Origin of the sequence: Anaeromyxobacter dehalogenans 2CP-1, from assembly GCF_000022145.1 — a bacterium.
Taxonomy (GTDB): domain Bacteria; phylum Myxococcota; class Myxococcia; order Myxococcales; family Anaeromyxobacteraceae; genus Anaeromyxobacter; species Anaeromyxobacter dehalogenans.
Genome location: NC_011891.1, coordinates 295,862 through 315,132 on the forward strand (window position 1 = coordinate 295,862; position 19,271 = coordinate 315,132).

Genomic DNA, 19,271 nt, shown 5'->3' on the forward strand with positions numbered 1-19,271 from the left:
CGGAGTGGCTGCTGGGGTGGATGCGGCGGGGTGGGTCGCGGGACGTCGTGGCGGGGTGGCTGCTGAAGTGGCCGCGGCGCTCGCGCCCGCCCATCCGCTCAGGGTGAGCCCCGTCGAACCCTGAGCGGCGCGCCGGGCCTCACACCTCGCGCAGCGAGTCGAGCTGGGCCTGCAGGTCGCGGTTCTTCTGCTGGTAGCGGGCGACCTCGCCGTTCAGGAAGTCGTTCTCGCCGCGCAGGTCGCCGAGCTCCTCGTCGAGCCGCGCCACGGCGGCCTTCAGCTTCGCGACCTCGGCCGGATCGGCGGCCGGCACGGGCGGCGGGCGCGGGGCGGCGGCGGCCTTCTCCAGCTCCTGGATCCGCTTCTTCATGACGAGCTCGGCGCGGGCGCGCGCCTCGAGGTGCTTCTCCAGCTCCACCATGGCCGCCTTCAGGCGCGCGGCCTCGGAGGCGTGGCGGCGCTCGGCCTCGCCGGCCTCCGCGGCCGCCCCCTGGCGGCGTCGATCGGCCTCGGCCTGGGCGGTCTGCAGCTCGGCCCGCACCTTCTCCAGCTCGGCGGCGCGCGCGCCCCGCTCGGCGTCCAGCTCGGCGAGCTTCCGGCGCACGGCGCCGAGCTCCGACTCGAGCCGCGCGGCGGATCCCTGCAGCTTGCCGGCCTCCACGGCGGCCCGCTCCTCGGCGCGGGCGCGCTCGGCGGCGGCGGCCTGAGCGGACCGCGAGGCGGCCTCGGCGGCCTGCGTGCGCTGCTGCACCATCTCGCGCAGCGAGCCGACCTCCTTGCGCAGCCGCGCGGCCTCCTCGGCCACGGGCTCGAGCTGCGCGAGCCGCTTCACCTCGGCGTCGAGCCGCCGCGCGCGCTCGCGCTCGGCCTCGCCCTCCCGGCGCGCGGCCTCGACCTCGCGCGCGAGCTGGTCGCGCTCGGCGGCGGCCTGCGCGCCCTTCCGCTCGGCCTCGGCCCGCCCGGCCTCGACCCGCGCCAGCTCGCCGCGCGTGCCCTCCACCGAGGCGCGCCCCTCGTCCAGCGCGGCGCCGAGGTCGGCGATGCGCTGCGCGGCCGCGGCCAGCTCGGCGGCCTTGGCCTGGAACGCGTGCTCGGCGGCGACGGCCTTCTGGTCGTACGCGCGGGCCTCGGCCTGCGCCTGCCGGAGCGCCTCCTCCAGCGCCTCGCGCGTCCCGGCGGCCTCGGCCAGCTCGGCCTCGAGGGCGGCGATCCGCTCGCGCGCCTCGGCGTGCTCGCCGGCGGCGGCCTGGGCGCGCCCCTCCGCCTCGTCCGCGGCGGCGCGGAGCGCCTGGGCCTCCGCCTCGGCCGCGCGGCGCGCCTCGCCGGCGCGCGCCTCGCCCTCGGCGAGCGCCCGGTCGCGCTCGCCCAGCTCGCCGCGCAGCGCGGCCAGCTCGGCCTCCAGCGCGTCGCGCTCGGCGGCGGCGGCGGTGGCGCGCGCCTCGGCCATGCCGAGCCGCTCGGCGGCCTCGTCGCGCTCCCGGACGCGCTCCGCCTCGACCTGCTCCAGCCCGCGCGCGGCGTCGGCCTCGGCCTGGGCGCGCGCGGCCTCGAGCGCGGCGCGCTCGTCGGCCCGGTCGGCCTCCACGGCGGCCATGGCCCGGGCGTGCGCCTCCACCGCCTCGGCGAGCTCGGCCTCGAGCCGCGCGCGCGCTTCCTCGGCGCCGGCGATCCGGGCGGAGGCCTCCTGCTCGGCGGACTCCTGCTGCTGCATCGTCTCGTTCAGCACCTCCGAGAGCGAGCGGCGGGTGGACTCGCTCTCCTCGAGCTGGCGCCGGAGGTCCTCGACGCGCGCGGCCTGGGCGGCGGCGTCCTGGGCGCCCTCGGCCAGCCGTGCCTCCAGCCCGGCGGCGCGGTCGCGCTCGCCGGCGAGATCGCGCGCGAGCAGGTCGCGCTCGCCGGCCAGCTCGGCCACCTCCGCCTTCATCGCGGCGATGGCGTCGCGCACGCGGGCCAGGAACGCGTCGCGCGCGCGGAGCCGGTCGCGGAAGTACTCCAGCTTCTCCTCGGGCGTGCCCTTCGGCGGCGCGGGGTCGCGCGGCCACTCCGCGAGCACGTCGGCGGGGTCGGGGCGCGGGGTGGCGCCGGCCACCTTCACCTTGCCGAGCGGGGCGCCGCGCGGCGGCGGGGGCGGGGGAGGCGGGCGGGGCGCGGCGACGGGGCCGGGGCGGGCGCCCGCCACGGGCGCCGGGGTGGCGGCGGCGAGCGCGCCGGCGAGCCCGCGCGCCGCGACCACGCCGGACTCCACCCGCTTCAGCACGGGCGGCGGGTCGCCCTCGCCGGCCCGCGGGGCGCGCGCAGCCGGGGTGGCGGCGGGCGGCGGCGCGGGCGGCGGCGGCGGGGCGGGCGCGTCGCCGTGGAGCAGCGCGGCGGCGCGGCCGAGCAGCTCGGCCAGCTCGAACGGCTTCTTGAGGTAGTCGTCGGCGCGGGTGCGGGTGGCCCGGTGCGCGGCGATGGCGGCGTCGGTGGCCTCGCCGGTGTAGAGCAGCAGCGGCACCGAGGCGGCGGCGCGCTTCAGCCGGTTGCACACCGAGAAGCCGCTCATGTCGGGCAGCTCGGCCGCGAGCAGGATGAGGTCGGGCGCGAGCTCGCGGCAGCGCGCCAGCGCCGGCTCGCCGCTCGCCACGGCGCTCACCGAGAAGCCAGCCGGCCCGAGCGCGCGACGGATCTCTTCGGCGAGGCCGGGATCCGGCTCGACCAGCAGGACGTTCAGGGCCATGGCTGCCGCATGCTACCGCCGATCCGCGGAGCGTGAGAAATGCCCACCCGCCTCGATATCGCCCGCGCGGAGCAGGGGCGGATGTGCGCGGAGCGAGGGGTTCCGGCGCCGCGCGGCGCCGGCCGCGGCGGCGGCCGGACGCCGGCCCGCGGCGGGGCCGCACCCGCGTCCGCGGCGGCGGCTGGCGCTGGCGCGCCGCGCGGCGGAAGGGTAGGAATCGGCGCAACGGAGGCCGCCCTTGTCCACGCACTCGCTCACCCTCGACGTCCCGCGCGCGCGCGCCGAGGACCTCTCCGCCGAGCTCTGGGAGCTGGGCGCCTCCGGCGTGGAGGTGCGCGACGGCGAGGGGACGCCCATGCCCGGCCTGCCGCAGCCGGCGCCGGGCCGCGCGCTGCTCGTGGCCTGGTTCGCGGACCGCGCCTCGGCCGAGGCCGCCGCGGCGTCCGCGGGTGGCGGCGAGGTGGCGGAGGTGCCGGACGAGGACTGGGGCGAGACCTGGAAGAAGGGCCTCGGGCCGATGGTGATCGGCCGCGCGTTCGTGCGCCCGTCCTGGGTGGACGCGCCGGTGCCGCCGGGCCTCGCCGAGGTGGTGCTGGATCCGGGGATGGCGTTCGGGACCGGCACGCACCCGACCACCTCGCTGTGCCTGGCGGGCCTCTCGGAGCTGCTCGCGGCGCGCCCGGGCGCGTCGGTGCTCGACGTGGGCACCGGCTCCGGGCTGCTCGCCATCGCGGCGAGGAAGCTCGGCGCGGGCCGGGTCACCGGCAACGACAACGACCCGGTGGCGGTCGCGGTGGCGCGCGAGAACGCGGCGCGGAACGGCGTCCCGGAGGTCGCGCTCACCGAGGACGCGCTCCCGGCGATCGGCGGCGCCTTCGACGTGGTGGTCGCGAACATCCTCGCGAACACGCTGGTCGAGCTGGCGCCGGAGATCGCGGCGCGGCTCGCGCCGGGCGGCGCGGTGCTGCTCTCCGGGATCCTGGGGCCGCAGGAGGACGAGGTGCGCGCGGCCTACCTGGCGCTGGGGCTCCGCCCGCTCGCGGGCGGCGACCGGCGCGAGGGCGAGTGGAGCCTGCTCGCGCTGGAGAAGCCGCGCGCGTGAGCCTGCGCCGGGTCCACCTCCCGCCGGAGCGGATCGGCGAGGGCCGCGCCGGGCTCACCGACGAGGCGCGCCACTACCTGCGCGACGTGCTCCGGCTCGCGCCGGGCGCGGCGGTGGAGCTGTTCGATGGCCGGGGCGGCGCCTGGGAGGCCACCGTCCTCGACGGCTTCGAGGCGCTCGCGCTCGGCGCCCGCCGCGCGGCGCCGGGGGGCGGCGCGCCGGTGTGGCTGCTCGTGGCGCTCGCCAAGGGCGAGAAGATCGACCTCGTGGTGCAGAAGGCGACCGAGCTGGGCGCGGCGCGGATCGCGCCGTTCGCGGCGGAGCGCTCGGTGGTGCGGCTCGAGCCGGAGAAGGGCGAGGCGCGCGCGGCGCGCTGGCGGCGGATCGCGGAGGAGGCGGCCCGCCAGTGCGGGCGCGCCGACGTGCCGGAGGTGCGGGCGCCGGCGCCGCTCGGCGCGGCGCTCGCCGAGGTGCCGGCCGGCTTCGGCGCGTTCGTGTTCCACCCCGGCGGCGCGGCGCTGTCCGAGGCCGCGCCCTCGCCGGCGGGCGGCTACGCCGCGGTGGTCGGCCCCGAGGGCGGGCTCACCGACGCCGAGCGCGAGGCCTGCGCGCGCGCCGGCGCCCGGGACACCTCGCTCGGGCCGCGCGTGCTCCGCGCCGAGACCGCCGCCATCGTCGCGGTCGCGCTGCTGCAGGCGCGCTTCGGCGACCTCCGTTGAGGTCGCGGGCATCCCGCCCATTCCTTGACCCCCACCGGCGCCGACCGTAGCCTCGGGCCGTGCGATGCCCGAGGTGCCACGGCGAGGCCGGCCAGGGGATGGTGTTCTGTGCCGGCTGCGGCGCGCCGCTCGCGCTCGCGCCCGAGCCGCCGCCGCGGGCGCTCGACGCCTCGCTCAGCATCGACCGCCGCGGCGACGCGAGACCGCCCGGCACGCCGCCGCCGCTCCGCGGCGCGCCGCCGCCGCCCGCCTCGGCCGCCGACACGTTCGTGTTCGGCCTGCCCGCGATGCCGCCCGCGGCGCCGGTGCCCACGGCGCCGGCGCGCACGGGCCGGGCGCGCGAGGTCGATCGCTCCGGCTGGGATCTGGGGCCCCCGCTCGGCGTGCGACAGCCGGACGCACCGCCCCCGCAGGCGGCCGTGTCCGCCGCGGACACTTCGGACGACGACTTCGAGTTCGGCCCGCTCCCCGACCTGCGGGCGGAGCCGGCCCGCGCGCTGCCCCCGCCGGCGGCCGCGTTCGCGAGGGCGCTCGAGGTCGATCGCGAGGTCCTGGGCGCGCCCGCCGCGCCCGCGGCGGTGCCGGCGCTCGAGGCCGCGCCCGACGAGGCGATCGACGTCGACGTGGACGCGGTCGAGGTCCACCTGCGGCGCCCGGCCACCTGGCGGCGCGCCGCCTCGTGGGCGATCGACGTCCTGCCGTTCGCGGCGCTCGCGATCTGGGCGCTGCAGGCCATCGCCGGCGCGGTGCCGCTCGCGCCCGGCGAGCCGGGCGGCCCGGCGCACGCGCTCGACCTGGCGCTCCGCGACGGCGGCGCCATCGCGCTTCCGCTCGCGGCGGGCGCGGTCATCCTGGGCCTCGTGTACCAGACGCTGGGCCACGCGCTCGCGGGCGCCACCCTGGGCAAGCTCGCGCTCGGGCTGCGGGTGGTCGGCCCGGACGGGCGGCGCCCGACGCTGGCGCGGAGCGCGGCGCGGGCGGCGCTGTCCGCCGCGTCGGTGCTGCTGCTCGGGCTGGGGCTGCTCGCGGCGCTGTTCACGCGCAGCGGACGGTCGCTGCACGACCTCGCGGCGGGCACCTGGGTGGTCGAGGCGCCTTGACCCCCACACCGCGAACCCCCTAGAACCGTCCCGTGCGGAGGGACCTGGCGCAGCTCTTGGTCGAGGAGGGCGCGATCCCCGCCGCCGCGGCGGAGCGCGCGGCCGCGCGCCAGGCCGAGGCCGGCGGCGCGCTCGACACCGCGCTGCTCGAGCTGGGCCTCGCCGGCGAGGACGTGGTCCTGCGCGCGCTGGAGCGCGCGAGCGGCCTCCCGGCCGCGCCGGACTGGGCGTGGGACGCGTCCGACGCGCGGGCGCGGCGGGTGTTCCCCTCGCGCGTCGCCGAGCGCCACGGCCTCGCGCCGTTCGCGCTCGAGGGCCGCGAGCTCTCGCTCGTCGCCACCCACCCGGTGGACCTGGCGCTCCTCGACGAGATCAGCTTCATGCTCTCGCTGCACCTCACCCCGCACGTGGGGCCGGAGTGGCGGGTGCGCGCGCTCATCCACCGCCTGTACGGCGGCGCGCTGCCGCCGCGCCTCGCCGCGCTCGCCGCCGGCGGCGCCGCGGCCGCGGCGCCGGGCGCGGAGGCGGCCGCGCCGGAGCCGGCCGGCGCCGAGCCGCAGGCGCCGGACGAGGGCGCGCCGCCGCCTGCCGCGGCCGCCGATCCGGAGCCGCCCGCGCCGCCGCCCCCGGCGCCCGCGGCCGCCGGCTTCGACGAGCCGGGGCAGCTCGAGCCGCTCGCGGCCGCGGTGGCGCAGGTGCTCGAGTCGGCGGACTTCTCCTTCCTGGACGCCGCGCCCCCGAGCCCGGCGCCCGAGCCGTCCGAGGCCGCCGACGCCGTCGATCCCGCGCCCGCCGCTCGTCCCTCGGCGGGCCCGGGGCGCGCGAATGCTCCCGGGGCCGCTCGCGTCGAGCGCGCCGAGCCGCCGCGGGAGCCGGCCTCGCGCCCGGCGCCGCGGCGCATGGGTGAGGCGGCCGCGCCCCCGCCGCCGCCCGCCCCCGGCGCCCAGGGCCGCTGGACGCGGGCGCAGGCGCAGGCGGCGCTCGCCGCCGCGGGCGAGCGGGACGAGGTCCTGCGCGTGGTGCTGCGCTACGCGCGCGAGTTCTTCGCGTTCGCGGCGGTGTTCGCGGTCTCGCGCGACGCGGTGGCCGGGCACGACGCGCTCGGCGAGGAGGAGGGCGAGGACGCGCGCGCGCTGTGCCGCTCGGTCGCGATCTACACCAGCGATCCGGGCGTGTTCCACACCGCCATCGAGACCCACGCGCCGCACCTCGGGCCCATCTCGCCCGAGCCGGAGGGGAACCGCGCCATCCTCGACGGCCTGGGGCGCGGGACCCCGCGCACCGTGCTCGTCCACCCGGTGGTGCTGCGCCAGCGCACCGCCTGCCTGCTCTACGCCGACAACGGCCCGTCGGCGGTCTCGCCGCGCCGGCTCGCCGACCTGGTGCTGTTCCTGGCGGGCCTCGCGCCGGCGCTCGAGCGCGTCATCCAGGCGCGCAAGCGCGCCCGCAGCGGCGTCAGCGGCGCGGGCGAGGTGCCCGCCGCCGCCCCCGCCGCGCCGCCGCCGGTGGCTGCGCCCGCGCCCGGCCCGGCGCCGTCCCCGATCCGCGCCGCCACCCCGGCCGCGCAGGCCCGGCCCACCCCGGCGCCCGTCGCTGCGCCGACCGGCGAGCCGTGGCAGGCGCACGAGCCCGCCGCGGCGCTCGCCGATCTCGAGGTGGACATCGATCTCTTCGAGGAGGAGCTCGGGGCGGCGGCGCCGCCCTCCGGCGCGGTCCGCTTCGATCCGGAGGCGGAGGTCACCGCGCTGCTCGAGACCGACGCCGGCTCGCTCGACCGGATCGCGGGGCTTGCCCGCCTGGCCGCGTTCCCGGAGGCGGCGCTGCCGGTGGTGTGGGCGCGCCTGCCCGGCCCGATCGAGTCCGACGAGGACGGCGCCTCGCCCACCGCGCTCGGTCCGCTCGCCGCGGCGCTCGCGGCGCTCGGCCCGGCCGCGGTGCCGGCCATGGTGGAGGTGCTGCGCGACCGCGACCCGGTCCGGCGGCGCATCGCGGCCACGGTGCTGGGCGCGGCCGGCGATCCGTCCACGTTCCCCGCGCTGGCGGAGCGGGTGCTCGATCCGGATCCACGCGTCGCCGGGGCCGCCATCGCCGCGCTCGCGGCGCACCGCCGCCACCCCGAGATGCGCGCGGTCCCGGAGAAGCTCCGCCGCGCGCTGCTCTCCGGCGTGGCCGCGCGGACCACGTCCGCCGCGCGGGCGCTCGGCGCGATCCGCGACGCGGAGTCGGTGCCGCTGCTGGTCCAGGTGCTGGAGAGCTCGGAGCGCGAGCCGGCCGAGGCGGCCGCCGCGGCGCTCGCCGAGATCACCCTGCAGCGGCTCGGCACCGACGCCCGGCGCTGGCTCGCCTGGTGGAAGCAGAACCGCGGGCGCGGTCGCGCGGAGTGGCTGCTCTCCGGGCTCACCAGCGCCGAGCGCGAGGTGCGCGCCGCGGCCGCCGAGGAGCTGGCCCGCGCCGCCCCGCCGCCGGTGAGCTATCAGGTGGACGCGCCCGCCCCCGAGCGAGAGGCCGCCGCGCGGCTCTGGGCCGGCTGGTGGGCGCGGTCCGGCCTGGTGCTGTGAGAGCACGTGAACCCATCCCCTCCCGTCGCCGCGGCGGCCGATCCGCGTCGCATCGCTTCGTTGCTCCTCCCTCACATGCCGACGGGCATGCTCGGTCGTCGCGCCTCGCGCTGCTCGCGTCTCGACCGCCTGGCTCGGTCCGGGGATTGATTCACGCGCTCTGAGAGCACGTGAACCCATCCCCTCCCGTCGCCGCGGCGGCCGATCCGCGTCGCATCGCGTCGTTGCTCCTCCCTCACGTGCCGACGGGCATGCTCGGTCGTCGCGCCTCGCGCTGCTCGCGGCTCGACCGCCTGGCTCGGTCCGGGGATGGATTCACGCGCTCTGAGCGGCCCCGCAGCGCCCCGGACCTCGCCGCGCCCGCCCGGGTGACGCGGGCGCGCGAATCCTTGCGCCCCGTGGATCGCGGCGCCTATCCTCCGAGCCCACGGCGAGACCACCGGCCGAAGCGTCGGCGCGAGGTGCGCACATGCCCCATTCCGATCCCGATCCGCGCAGGGCCCTCCTCGACCAGCTCGACGCCGAGGCCGAGAAGGGCGGCGGGGACGAGCGGGTGGCGCGGCAGCACCGCGAGGGCAAGCTCACCGCCCGCGAGCGCATCGACGCGTTCCTCGACCCGGGCACGTTCGTGGAGATGGATCGCTTCAAGACCCACCGCTGCGCCGACTTCGGGATGGCCGAGCACAAGGTGCTGGGCGACGGCGTGGTCACCGGCTACGGCCTGGTGGAGGGCCGGCAGGTCTTCGTGTTCGCGCAGGACTTCACCGTCTTCGGCGGATCGATCTCCGGCGCCGTGGCCGAGAAGATCTGCAAGGTGATGGACCGCGCCATGGAGGTGGGCTGCCCGGTGGTCGGCCTGAACGACTCCGGCGGCGCGCGCATCCAGGAGGGCGTGGTGTCGCTGGCGGGCTACGCCGAGATCTTCCTGCGCAACACGCTCGCCTCCGGCGTCATCCCGCAGCTCTCGGTGATCATGGGGCCGTGCGCCGGCGGCGCGGTCTACAGCCCGGCCATCACCGACTTCATCTTCATGGTGAAGGACACCTCGTACATGTTCATCACCGGCCCGGACGTGATCCGGGCGGTGACGCACGCCGAGGTGACGAAGGAGGACCTGGGCGGCGCGCGCACGCACGCGGCGCGCTCCGGCGTGGCGCACTTCGCGCTCGACACCGAGGAGGCCGCGCTGCGCGCGGTGCGCGAGCTGCTGTCGTTCCTGCCGCTCAACAACGTGGACGATCCGCCGATCCAGCCCTGCGCCGACGACCCGGGCCGCCGCGACGAGCTGCTGAAGACCATCGCGCCGGAGAACCCGGGCAAGGCCTACGACATGAAGGAGGTCGTCCGCGCGGTGGCCGACGACCGGCACTTCTTCGAGGTGGCCGAGCCGTTCGCGCCCAACATCGTGATCGGCTTCGCGCGCCTGAACGGGCGGCCGGTGGGCGTGGTGGCGAACCAGCCGGCGGTGCTGGCCGGCGTGCTCGACATCGACGCCTCGGTGAAGGCGGCGCGCTTCGTGCGCTTCTGCGACGCGTTCAACGTCCCGCTGCTCACGTTCGTGGACGTGCCCGGGTTCCTGCCCGGCACCGACCAGGAGTGGAACGGGATCATCGTGCACGGCGCGAAGCTGCTCTACGCCTACGCCGAGGCCACCGTGCCCAAGATCACCGTCATCACGCGCAAGGCGTACGGCGGCGCGTACGACGTGATGGCGTCGAAGCACATCCGCGCCGACGTGAACCTGGCCTGGCCGGGCGCGGAGATCGCGGTGATGGGGCCGGAGGGGGCGGTGAACGTCATCTTCCGCAAGGAGCTGCTCGCGGCGAAGGACCCGGTCGCCGAGCGCGCGCGCCTGGTGCAGGAGTACCGCGACCGGTTCGCGAGCCCGTACAAGGCGGCCGAGCTCGGCTACGTGGACGAGGTGATCCGCCCCGAGGACACGCGGCCCCGGGTGATCCGCGCGCTGGAGATGCTGCGCACGAAGCGCCAGGAGCTCCCGGCGAAGAAGCACGGAAACATCCCGCTCTAGCCCTTCGACGCCGGCGGCGCCTGCGGCACCGCGTACGCTCAGGTGAGCGGGTCATTGGATTCCGCTCGTCCCGAGCCCGTCGGAGGACGAGCGCTCACGAGAGCGGGGCGCCCATCCCGGACCCGTCGGTGCGCGTGCCCGGCGCCGGCGGCACGGCGCCGGTGCCCGCCTCGGCGAGCGGGCCGAGCGCGGTGCGGTCCACCCGCTCGCGGCCGGTGACGGCCCGCGCGCCGCGCGAGAGCAGCCAGCGCAGGCCGCGGACCGCGTCGCGCGCCAGCCGGCCCGGCGCCGCGGCCGAGAAGAGCGCGGGCGCCTCGCTCGCGGCGCCGCCCAGGGCGCGGATGCCGGCGCCGTGGCCGTACACGAGCTCGCCGCCGAGATACGCCGTGTACGTCGCGGCCGCCGACGCCGCCAGCCCGGAGAGCGCGGTGGTGAGGCAGGCCCGGTTCCGGCTGCGCCAGGCCGCCACGCCGAACGCGGCCACCACCAGGCCCAGGTTGCCGATGCCGTGCAGGAACATCGCGTCGCGGGCGTGCTCGCCGCGCACCTCGATCTCCTGCGACGCGGCCATGCCGGCGAGCCCGGCGGCGAGGCCGCCCGCCGCAGCGGACCACCACAGCGTGCGCCCCACCGCGTCGAGGGCGCGGTCGCGCGGCCGGGCGGTCGCCACGAGGTCCGCGATGGCGGCGGCCGGCAGGAGCGCCAGCGGCGCGTGGACGATCGCGGGGTGCAGCTCGTGCGTGCGCATCGGCATCGGGAACCCTCCCGACGGCACGGTGCGGCGGGGGCGGCGCGCGGGCAATCGACGCGCGCCCTCCCCCTCGGCCTCGCCGCGGCCTGCGCGGCGCGCGCCCGCCCGGCGCGACGCCGCCGCCCGAGACGGCGCGGGCCCGGCCCCTCTGCCGAGGAGACCGGGCCCGTTCGCCGCGAGGGTGCGTCCGACTACACCTTGCGGACGTTCGCGGCCTGGAGGCCCTTCGGCCCCTTGACCACGTCGAACTCCACCTTCTGCCCCTCGGCGAGGCTCTTGAAGCCGTCGCCCGAGATCGCGCTGTAGTGGCAGAAGACGTCCTCACCACCGTCGTCCTGCGTGATGAAGCCGAAGCCCTTCGCGTCGTTGAACCACTTCACGGTACCGGTCGCCATGCACTTCTCTTTTCTTCGATTCGACCCGCCGGGGATGACGTTCGATCCAACCGAGCAGACGGTGGACGAAATTTTCTGTATCCGAAATTGATTCGCCCGTCGAGATGTCGTCCCGACCGGGGGTTCCTGACAGTGAACGTCGACCGATCGTTCAGGCGGCCGCGCCCACCGCGGCTGGCCGGGCCTGCGACCCTGCGTCGGAAGGTCGCGCCTCATCGGCGAGCCGCTGCTCGAGATCGGTGAGGATCTCCGCAGCGCGGGGCAGGTCCGACGCGTCGCGTTCCCCGATCCGGGTGATGCTCTGCCCCGTGTAGAAGAGCCCGGCCTCGGTGTCGCCGTGCACCGCCGCCTCGAGCAGCGCGTCGGTGATGCAGAAGCTCTCCTTGAAGCCGGACGCGCGGGCCTTGCAGAGCCCCTCGCCCAGGCACTGGATGCAGGAGCCCCGCCGCCCGCGGTAGCCGTCCTTGCCGAACCACCAGAGCTTGGAGCGCGGCGGCACCGCCTCGCCGCGGGCGAGCCGCTCCGTGAACGCGTTGCGCACCGCGCGCGCCTTCATCCCCTTCACGCAGCTCGTGATGATCACCACGTCGTCCTCGCGCTTCGCGAGGTGCATCTGCTTGAAGGCGGGGTGGACGTCGCCGTCCGAGCAGGCGAGGAAGCGGGTCGCCATCTGCACGCCGGCGGCGCCCGCCGCGAGGAAGCGCGAGACGTCGGCGGCGTCCACGCCGCCGGCCGCGATCACCGGGAGCGACGTCGCCGCGATCACCTCGTCGACCAGCGTGGGCAGCGGGTGGCCGATGTCGCCGATGTGGCCGCCCGCCTCGGCGCCCTCCGCCACCACGAAGTCCGCGCCCCACTTCTCGTACATGGCCGCGAGCCGGCCGGAGGAGACGATGCCGCAGAACGGCACGCCGCCCTCGCGGCACCAGCGCACGATCTCGCGCGAGATGCCGGCGCCCTGCACGAGGAACGACACCTTCTCCTCGATCGACACGCGCGCGAGCGCCTCGAAGTCGTCCTTGTTGATGGCCGCCATCAGGTTCACGCCCACGAACCCGCCCGGCGCCTCGGCCCGCGCGCGGCGGATCTCGCCGCGGAGCTGCTCCGGCGTCTTCAGCACCGCCGAGATGGTGCCGACGCCCACCAGCCGCGCGCCGCGATGGCGCGCCACCTTGCCGGCGAGGCCGTCGGAGGCGTGGATGCCCATCCCGCCCTGCACCAGCAGGCGCTGACCGGCGCGCACCAGCGCCTCGATCGCCGCGCGGTCGAGGCGCGGGAACGGCGCGGGGGTCTCCTCGGGGTGAACGGGGGTCGCGTCGGCGGTCATGTGGGCTCCACCGCGCCCGGAGGGAGGAGGGCGCGAGGAGGCGGAAGCTACGCCCGCCGTGTCACGCGCATGTCACCGCTCCGCCGACGCGGCGCGCCGGCGCGGTGCGGCTCGGACGCTCCGTCTCGCCGATTGGTGAATCGGTCGTCCGGGGCGCACCCGGCGGTCGCGCCCCGCGCGCGGTGCCACCGGATCACGCACCGCGGCGAACTGGGGTACGCTCGGCGCGCCGCGCCATGACCGCCCCCAGCCCCGCCCCGATCGTCGTCGCCGTGGACATGGGCTACGGCCACCTCCGCGCCGCCACCGCGCTCGCCGACGCGCTCGGCACCGAGGTGCTGAAGGTCGATCGCGCGCCGGTGGCCGGGCCGGACGAGGAGCGGCTCTGGCAGCGCGTGCGCCGGGGGTACGAGGCCATCTCGCGGCTCTCGCAGGTGCCGGTGGCCGGGCGGCCGCTCGCCTGGGCGCTCGACTCCATCACCGACATCCCGCGGCTCCACCCGCGCCGCGATCTCTCCGCGCCGACGCGCGGCGTGCGGGCGCTCGAGCGGCTGGCGCGGGGCGATCTCGGCGCCGGGCTGGTGGCGCGGCTCCGCGCCGAGGGCGCGCCGCTCCTCACCACGTTCTACTCGCCGGCCGTCATCGCCGACCGGGCCGGGATCGAGCGGGTCTACTGCGTCGCGACCGACACCGACCTGAACCGGATCTGGGCGCCGCTCGAGCCCGCCCGCACCCGCATCCAGTACCTCGTCCCCACCCGCCGCGCGGCGCGCCGCCTGCTCGCCTACGGCGTGCCCGCGAACCGGATCACGTTCACCGGCTTCCCGATCCCGGACGCGCTGCTGGGCGGGCCGTCGCTGCCGGTGCTGAGGCGCAACCTGGCGGCGCGCCTGGTGCGCCTCGATCCCACCGGCGAGTTCCGCCGCTCCATGCCCGAGGAGCTGGCCGTGTTCCTGGGCGCGCTGCCGCGCGAGGAGGAGGGCAGGCCGGCGCAGCTCACGTTCGCGGTGGGCGGGGCGGGGGCGCAGGCCGCCATGGCCGACGCGTTCCTGCCCGGCCTCCGCCCGGCGCTCGAGTCGGGCGCGATGCGCCTCGCGCTCGTCGCCGGCACGCGCCCCGAGGTGGAGGCGCGCTTCCGCGAGGCGGTGCGGCGCGCGGGGGTGGAGCCGCTCCTCGGCGGCGCGGTGGAGATCCTGCGCGCGCCCTCGTTCGGCGAGTACTACGCGCGCTTCAACGCGCTCCTCGCGCGCACCGACGTGCTCTGGACCAAGCCCTCCGAGCTCACGTTCTACGGCGCGCTGGGCCTGCCGCTCGTGCTCGCGCCGCCGGTGGGCGTCCACGAGCGCTACAACCGCCGCTGGGCCCGCGAGAGCGGCGCCGGCCTGAAGCAGCGCGACGCGCGCTTCGCGGCGGAGTGGCTGTCGGACTGGCTCGCCGACGGGCTGCTCGCGGCGGCCGCCTGGGCAGGCTACATGCGCCTGCCGAAGTTCGGGCTGTACCGCGTGCTGGAGGCCCTGGGCCGCACGCCCGCCGCGAACGTGGCGCCGTGAGCCATCTCACGGGGCTGCGCCCCGCCCCACGGAGCGGAGCTCCGCGGGGCCCCACCTTGCTGCGCGGGTCCCGTGACCTCGCGCGCCCGCCTTCGCGGGCTCGCACGAGGTCCCCGCGGGCGCGGCTGCGCCGCGCGCTGCCTCACCTGTGCCGCGCTCGTGTCGCCGCCCAGCACACCCTTGCGGGATGGCCGGTCCGGGGCGAGGATGCGCCCGCGATGCTGGCCGTCTTCTCCTTCGTCTACTGGATCTTCTTCGTCCTCACGCTCCCGTTCCTGTTCGCGGTGGCGCTCGTCGTGTTCGTGCTCACCGCGCCGTTCGACCCGCGCCGGGTGGCGCTCCAGCTCTGGTCGTGCGCCTGGGCGTCGTTCTACGTCGTGGTGAACCCGCTCTGGCGCTCGCGCGTCGTCGGCCGCGAGAAGCTGCCGTGGAACGGCGCCGCGGTGCTGGTCGCGAACCACCTCTCCATGCTCGACATCCTGGTGCTGTACGGCGTCTTCCGGCCGTTCAAGTGGGTGTCGAAGGCGGAGCTGTTCCGCGTGCCGTTCGTGGGCTGGAACATGTGGCTGAACGACTGCGTGCCGGTCTGGCGCGGCGACCGCGAGTCGGTGCGGAAGATGATGGCCCACTGCCGCGCCCACCTCGCGCGCGGCGCGCCGGTGATGATCTTCCCCGAGGGCACGCGCTCGCCGGACGGGCGGCTGCAGGCGTTCAAGGACGGCGCGTTCCGGCTGGCCGTGGACGCGAACGTCCCGGTCATCCCCATCGCCGTGAGCGGCACCTCCGAGGCGCTGCCCAAGCACGGGATGGTGCTCCGCCAGCGCATGCGCGCCGAGGTGCACGTGCTCGATCCCATCCACCCCTCCGCGTTCGACGGCCCGGCCGCGCTCCGCGAGGCGGTCCGGGACGCCATCGCCGCGGCGCTGCCGCCGGAGCACCGGCCTGGCGCGTAGGTCCCGCGCAGGTCCTGGACGACGCCGCCCGGCCCGCACCCCGCGCAGGCGCTGCCCGCGCGCGATCCCCGCTGCATGTTGCCGGGATGATCACGCACACGTACGAGGTGGCCGGCGGGGTGGGCGCGCGCACGCCCGGCGCGATCGGGCCCGACGAGCTCGACGGGCGCGCGGACTGGGTCGAGATCCCGGCGCGCGGCGAGGGCGAGCTGATGGAGCGGCTCGAGGCGCGGCTCGGCTCCGAGGCGCGGACGCGCAAGGTGCTGCTGGCGGTGCTCGCCCCGGTGCGCGGCGCGCTCGAGGGCCCTGCGCTCGCGGCGATCCTCGCGCACCTGCCGCACCGCTTCGCGCGCGAGCTCCGCGAGGCGGAGTGGAACCTCGACGCCCCGGTGCGCGAGGCGGCCACCGGCGCCGAGTACCTGGCAGAGGTCTCTCGGCTGCTGCAGCGCCCGCCCCGGCACGCGGCCGCGTACGTGCTCGCGGTGCTCGCGGCGGCGCACGAGGTGATGGGCCCGGCCGCCCGCGAGGTGGCGGGCCAGCTCCCGCCCGATCTCGCCGACCTGTGGCGCGGGGTCAGGGAGCCGGGCTCTGCGATCGCGGAAGCCGAGCCGTGATCACCGTCTCGCCGTCGGAGGCGATCGAGATCTCCCCCCCGTGGCCGCGCACGATCTCGCGCGAGATGTAGAGCCCGAGCCCCAGGCCCGAGCCCTTGCGGCTCTTCTCGTCCGGCGGGCGCGAGAACGGCTCGAACAGGTGCTCGAGCACCTCGGGCGGCACCGGCGGTCCGGTGTTGCGCACCCGGAGCACGCACGCGTCCGGCTCGCCCGAGAGCTCCACCCGCACCGGCGAGGCGGGGTCGCCGTGGTCCACCGCGTTCGAGACCAGGTTCGAGATCACCTGCTCCAGGCGATCCGGGTCCCAGCTGCCCGACACGTCGCCCCGGACCTCGACCGTGATCTCGCGCCCCGGGTTCACCGCGCCGAGCTCGTCCACCGGGCGGCGCGCGATCTCGTCGAGCCGCGCCGGGCGGCGGTCGATGGGCATGCCGTTGCCGAGCCGGGTGCGGGTGTACGAGAGCAGGTCGGCGATGATCCGCGCCATGCGCCCCGCCGAGCTGCGCATCCGCTCGATGGCGCGCGCCTGCCAGCCCTCCAGGCCGCCGCGCTTCTGCAGGAGCGCGGCGGACATGTGCACGGCGCCGAGCGGGTTGCGCAGGTCGTGCCCGACGATGCCGAGGATGTAGTCCACCGCCCGCCGGCGCGAGTCCACCTCCGCGAGCGCGCGCCGCGCGGCCTCCTCGGCCGACTCGTGCGCGCGGCGCAGCCGCCCGCGCTCCAGCGCCAGCCCGGCGCGGTCCGCGGCCACGCGGAGCAGCGCCAGCGCCTCGGGATCGAACCCGCCCTCGCCGCGCGTGCCCATCACCAGCACGGCGCCGCCGCCCGCCGGCGCCGCCGCGCCGGCGCGCGCGCCGGCCGGGAGCGGCCAGCCGGGATCGCCGCGCACCCAGGGTGCACCCGCGGCGAGCCCGGCGCCGCCGTCGGCGGGCGGGGGCGGGCGGCCGTCGCCGCCGACCTCGGCCGCGATCGCGAGCCGGCCCTCGTCGCCCGGCACGAGCAGCACCGCCGCGTGGACCGCGGGGACCGCGTCGGCGAGCGCCGAGAGGATCCGGCGGAGCGCGTGCTCCTCGGGCTCGATCGCGAGCAGCCGGTCGAGGGCGCGCAGCAGGTCCACCCGGCCCTGGGCCTGCGCCGCCTGGCCCGCCTCTTGACCGGGCGCGTCGTGCGGGGCCATGAGGGGCATCCTGGGGGCGGTTCGCCCGGCGCGGAACCCCCCGGCACAGGCCGATCGGGGCAGCGCCGCCGGCGCCCAGCGTGCCGTGGCGCGGAGGCCTCGACGCGGCCGGCCGGCGGCGGGCCCGCGCTTTACCGCGCAGGTCCGGGCGGCTATCGTGGCGGACCCCGGGGCGGCCGGGGGCCCCGCCGCGGCCCGCCCCGACCGTTCCGCACATGAGCCCGACGAGACCCATCGAGAAGGTGCTGGTCGCGAACCGCGGCGAGATCGCGGTGCGCGTCATGCGCACCTGCCGCGAGATGCGGATCCCCACCGTGGCGGTGTACTCCGAGGCGGACCGCGGCGCGCTCCACGTCCGCAAGGCCGACGAGGCGGTGTTCATCGGCCCCGCGCCGGCGCGCGAGAGCTACCTCTCGATCGAGCGCATCCTGGACGCCTGCCGGCGCACCGGCGCCGACGCGGTCCACCCCGGCTACGGCTTCCTCTCCGAGAACGCCGAGCTGGCCCGCGCGCTCGACCGCGCCGGGATCGCGCTGGTCGGCCCGCCCGCCGCGGCGATGGACGCGATGGGCGTGAAGACCACCGCCCGGCGCAACATGGCCGCCGCCGGCGTGCCGGTGGTGCCCGGCTCCGAGGAGCCGTTCGCCGAGGAGGCCGAGGCGCGCGCGTTCGCGGAGCGGATCGGCTTCCCGGTGATGATCAAGGCGGCGGCGGGCGGCGGCGGCAAGGGCATGAAGAAGTGCGACCGCGCCGAGGACTTCGCCGCGCTGTGGCAGTCGGCGCGGCGCGAGGCGACGGCCGCGTTCGGCGACGACCGGCTCTACCTCGAGAAGTTCCTGGAGAAGCCGCGCCACGTCGAGATCCAGATCTTCGCGGACCAGCACGGCAACTGCGTGTGGCTGGGCGAGCGCGAGTGCTCGGTGCAGCGGCGCCAGCAGAAGGTGATCGAGGAGACGCCGAGCGCGGTGCTCGACGACCGGCTGCGGGAGGCCATGGGCGAGGTGGCCGTCCGCGCCGCGCGCGCGGTGGGCTACGTGGGCGCCGGCACGGTCGAGCTGCTGGTGGACGCGCACCGCAACTTCTACTTCCTCGAGATGAACACCCGCCTGCAGGTGGAGCACCCGGTCACCGAGATGGTCACCGGGCTCGACCTGGTGCGCATGCAGCTCGAGGTGGCGCGCGGCGCGCCGATCCTGGCGCAGGAGCAGGTGCAGCGACGCGGCCACGCCATCGAGGCGCGCGTCTACGCCGAGGACCCGGCCCGCGGGTTCCTGCCGCAGCCGGGCAAGATCACCTACCTGCGCGTGCCGGGCGGCCCGGGCATCCGCGACGACTCCGGCGTGTACGCGGGCTGGGTGGTGCCGCAGTGGTACGACCCGATGATCTCGAAGCTGGTCGCCTGGGCGCCGACCCGCCCGCAGGCCATCGACCGGCTCATCCGCGCGCTCGGCGAGTACGTGGTGCACGGGATCGGCACGAACCTGAGCTGGCTGGCGGCCGCGCTCGACCACCCCGAGTTCCGCTCCGGCGACTACGACACCGGCTTCTGCGCGCGGAACGCGAAGGCGCTCATCCGGCCGCCCGACCCGTCGCTGGAGCGGGTGGCGCTGATCGCGGCGGCGGTGGCCGCGTTCAGGCGCGAGCGCGACGCGGCCGAGGCGCACGCGGCCCGGGCCGGGCAGGGGGCGGCGCGCTCCGGCTGGGCGCGCGCCGGCCGGCTGCGGGCGCTGCGCGGGGGCGGGCGATGAAGACCTACGTGGCGCTGCTCGACGGGGGCAAGCGCGAGGTGACGCTCGGGGTGACGCGGCTCGCCACCGGGCAGTACGAGGTGCGCATCGGCGACGAGGTGCACCGCGTGGACGCGTACCCGCACGACTACGGGACGCTGTCGCTGCTGGTGGACACCCGCAGCTACTCGGCCATGCTCGACGAGCGCGGGGCGAAGGTGCACGTGCAGGTGGACGGCTCGGTGTTCCCGCTCGAGCTGCTCGACGAGCGGAAGCTGCGCATGCGCCGGGCCTCGCCGCGCGCGAGCGTGGAGGGCCGGCGGGCGGTGACCGCGCCCATGCCGGGGCGGGTGGTGAAGGTGCTGGTGGCGCCGGGCGACGCGGTGCGGGCCGGCCAGCCGCTGGTGGTCGTCGAGGCGATGAAGATGGAGAACGAGATGAGGAGCCCGAAGGACGGCAAGGTGGTCGAGGTTCGCGTCGTCGAGGGCCAGGCGGTCGAGGGCAGCGCGTTGCTCTGCGCGGTGGAGTAGCGGCGCCGCGCCTCCCACTCCCA

Annotated in this window: 15 protein-coding genes; 10 read left to right on the top strand and 5 right to left on the bottom strand. The window is 77.5% G+C overall.

The features are described from left to right. Nucleotides 1-139 precede the first annotated feature (139 nt). A complete protein-coding gene (locus tag A2CP1_RS01320; protein ID WP_012631687.1) occupies nucleotides 140-2,716 on the bottom strand; it encodes a response regulator in 2,577 nt (858 codons plus the stop codon). Between the two features lie 238 nt (nucleotides 2,717-2,954). Here A2CP1_RS01320 and prmA point away from each other — a divergent pair, with 238 nt between their 5' ends. The 5 genes from prmA (at nucleotide 2,955) to A2CP1_RS01345 (ending at nucleotide 10,224) form a co-directional block, all read left to right on the top strand. Next, nucleotides 2,955-3,818 carry a 50S ribosomal protein L11 methyltransferase gene (prmA, locus tag A2CP1_RS01325; protein WP_012524334.1) on the top strand — a complete coding sequence of 288 codons (864 nt, stop codon included), beginning with the start codon at nucleotides 2,955-2,957 and terminating at the stop codon, nucleotides 3,816-3,818. Beyond that, nucleotides 3,815-4,537: a 16S rRNA (uracil(1498)-N(3))-methyltransferase gene (locus tag A2CP1_RS01330; RefSeq protein ID WP_012631688.1), complete on the top strand. Its 723-nt coding sequence runs from the start codon at nucleotides 3,815-3,817 to the stop codon at nucleotides 4,535-4,537. Before prmA ends, A2CP1_RS01330 begins: the two co-directional genes overlap by 4 nt. 59 nt (nucleotides 4,538-4,596) lie before the next feature. Beyond that, on the top strand, nucleotides 4,597-5,637 hold the full coding sequence (locus A2CP1_RS01335; RefSeq protein ID WP_245529949.1) for an RDD family protein: 1,041 nt from the start codon (nucleotides 4,597-4,599) through the stop codon (nucleotides 5,635-5,637). Between the two features lie 32 nt (nucleotides 5,638-5,669). Beyond that, the gene (locus A2CP1_RS01340; protein ID WP_012631690.1) at nucleotides 5,670-8,195 is read left to right on the top strand and encodes a GspE/PulE/PilB domain-containing protein; all 2,526 of its coding nucleotides are present in this window, start codon (nucleotides 5,670-5,672) and stop codon (nucleotides 8,193-8,195) included. A 469-nt stretch (nucleotides 8,196-8,664) separates the two neighbouring features. After that, entirely contained in the window at nucleotides 8,665-10,224 is a 1,560-nt protein-coding gene (locus tag A2CP1_RS01345) for an acyl-CoA carboxylase subunit beta (RefSeq protein WP_012631691.1), read from the top strand. A 94-nt stretch (nucleotides 10,225-10,318) separates the two neighbouring features. Here A2CP1_RS01345 and A2CP1_RS01350 read toward each other — a convergent pair whose 3' ends face one another. The 3 genes from A2CP1_RS01350 to A2CP1_RS01360 all read right to left on the bottom strand — a co-directional run bounded on the left by A2CP1_RS01350 (nucleotide 10,319) and on the right by A2CP1_RS01360 (nucleotide 12,697). Next, nucleotides 10,319-10,978: a DUF2231 domain-containing protein gene (locus A2CP1_RS01350; RefSeq protein ID WP_012631692.1), complete on the bottom strand. Its 660-nt coding sequence runs from the start codon at nucleotides 10,976-10,978 to the stop codon at nucleotides 10,319-10,321. 188 nt (nucleotides 10,979-11,166) lie between these two features. Then, nucleotides 11,167-11,370 (bottom strand): cold-shock protein, encoded by a 204-nt coding sequence (locus A2CP1_RS01355; protein WP_011419311.1) that lies wholly within the window; start codon nucleotides 11,368-11,370, stop codon nucleotides 11,167-11,169. Between the two features lie 151 nt (nucleotides 11,371-11,521). Beyond that, complete coding sequence (locus A2CP1_RS01360; protein WP_012631693.1) at nucleotides 11,522-12,697, bottom strand: NAD(P)H-dependent flavin oxidoreductase; 1,176 nt, start codon at nucleotides 12,695-12,697, stop codon at nucleotides 11,522-11,524. Between the two features lie 236 nt (nucleotides 12,698-12,933). Here A2CP1_RS01360 and A2CP1_RS01365 point away from each other — a divergent pair, with 236 nt between their 5' ends. The 3 genes from A2CP1_RS01365 to A2CP1_RS01375 all read left to right on the top strand — a co-directional run bounded on the left by A2CP1_RS01365 (nucleotide 12,934) and on the right by A2CP1_RS01375 (nucleotide 15,814). Further along, entirely contained in the window at nucleotides 12,934-14,247 is a 1,314-nt protein-coding gene (locus tag A2CP1_RS01365) for a glycosyltransferase family protein (RefSeq protein WP_012631694.1), read from the top strand. 218 nt (nucleotides 14,248-14,465) lie between these two features. Then, nucleotides 14,466-15,200: a lysophospholipid acyltransferase family protein gene (locus A2CP1_RS01370; RefSeq protein ID WP_012631695.1), complete on the top strand. Its 735-nt coding sequence runs from the start codon at nucleotides 14,466-14,468 to the stop codon at nucleotides 15,198-15,200. Nucleotides 15,201-15,286: 86 nt separating this feature from the next. Continuing rightward, nucleotides 15,287-15,814, top strand: a complete 528-nt coding sequence (locus tag A2CP1_RS01375; RefSeq protein WP_012631696.1) for a DUF2267 domain-containing protein — start codon at nucleotides 15,287-15,289, stop codon at nucleotides 15,812-15,814. Here A2CP1_RS01375 and A2CP1_RS01380 read toward each other — a convergent pair. Beyond that, entirely contained in the window at nucleotides 15,774-16,991 is a 1,218-nt protein-coding gene (locus A2CP1_RS01380) for a sensor histidine kinase (RefSeq protein ID WP_012631697.1), read from the bottom strand. The two genes, A2CP1_RS01375 and A2CP1_RS01380, sit on opposite strands and share 41 nt — an antisense overlap. A 215-nt stretch (nucleotides 16,992-17,206) precedes the next feature. Here A2CP1_RS01380 and A2CP1_RS01385 point away from each other — a divergent pair, with 215 nt between their 5' ends. Both A2CP1_RS01385 and A2CP1_RS23900 read left to right on the top strand, forming a co-directional pair. Continuing rightward, the gene (locus A2CP1_RS01385) at nucleotides 17,207-18,739 is read left to right on the top strand and encodes an acetyl-CoA carboxylase biotin carboxylase subunit (protein WP_012631698.1); all 1,533 of its coding nucleotides are present in this window, start codon (nucleotides 17,207-17,209) and stop codon (nucleotides 18,737-18,739) included. Then, nucleotides 18,736-19,248 carry an acyl-CoA carboxylase biotin carboxyl carrier protein subunit gene (locus A2CP1_RS23900; RefSeq protein ID WP_012631699.1) on the top strand — a complete coding sequence of 171 codons (513 nt, stop codon included), beginning with the start codon at nucleotides 18,736-18,738 and terminating at the stop codon, nucleotides 19,246-19,248. The genes A2CP1_RS01385 and A2CP1_RS23900 overlap by 4 nt, the downstream gene beginning before the upstream one ends. The last annotated feature ends 23 nt before the right edge of the window (nucleotides 19,249-19,271 follow it).

Coding starts and splice junctions, on each gene's coding strand:
- A2CP1_RS01320 (WP_012631687.1), bottom strand. CDS start 2,716: ATGGCCCTGAACGTCCTGCTGGTCGAGCCGGATCCCGGCCTCGCCGAA.
- A2CP1_RS01345 (WP_012631691.1), top strand. CDS start 8,665: ATGCCCCATTCCGATCCCGATCCGCGCAGGGCCCTCCTCGACCAGCTC.
- A2CP1_RS01350 (WP_012631692.1), bottom strand. CDS start 10,978: ATGCCGATGCGCACGCACGAGCTGCACCCCGCGATCGTCCACGCGCCG.
- A2CP1_RS01355 (WP_011419311.1), bottom strand. CDS start 11,370: ATGGCGACCGGTACCGTGAAGTGGTTCAACGACGCGAAGGGCTTCGGC.
- A2CP1_RS01360 (WP_012631693.1), bottom strand. CDS start 12,697: ATGACCGCCGACGCGACCCCCGTTCACCCCGAGGAGACCCCCGCGCCG.
- A2CP1_RS01365 (WP_012631694.1), top strand. CDS start 12,934: ATGACCGCCCCCAGCCCCGCCCCGATCGTCGTCGCCGTGGACATGGGC.
- A2CP1_RS01370 (WP_012631695.1), top strand. CDS start 14,466: ATGCTGGCCGTCTTCTCCTTCGTCTACTGGATCTTCTTCGTCCTCACG.
- A2CP1_RS01375 (WP_012631696.1), top strand. CDS start 15,287: ATGATCACGCACACGTACGAGGTGGCCGGCGGGGTGGGCGCGCGCACG.
- A2CP1_RS01380 (WP_012631697.1), bottom strand. CDS start 16,991: ATGGCCCCGCACGACGCGCCCGGTCAAGAGGCGGGCCAGGCGGCGCAG.
- A2CP1_RS01385 (WP_012631698.1), top strand. CDS start 17,207: ATGAGCCCGACGAGACCCATCGAGAAGGTGCTGGTCGCGAACCGCGGC.
- A2CP1_RS23900 (WP_012631699.1), top strand. CDS start 18,736: ATGAAGACCTACGTGGCGCTGCTCGACGGGGGCAAGCGCGAGGTGACG.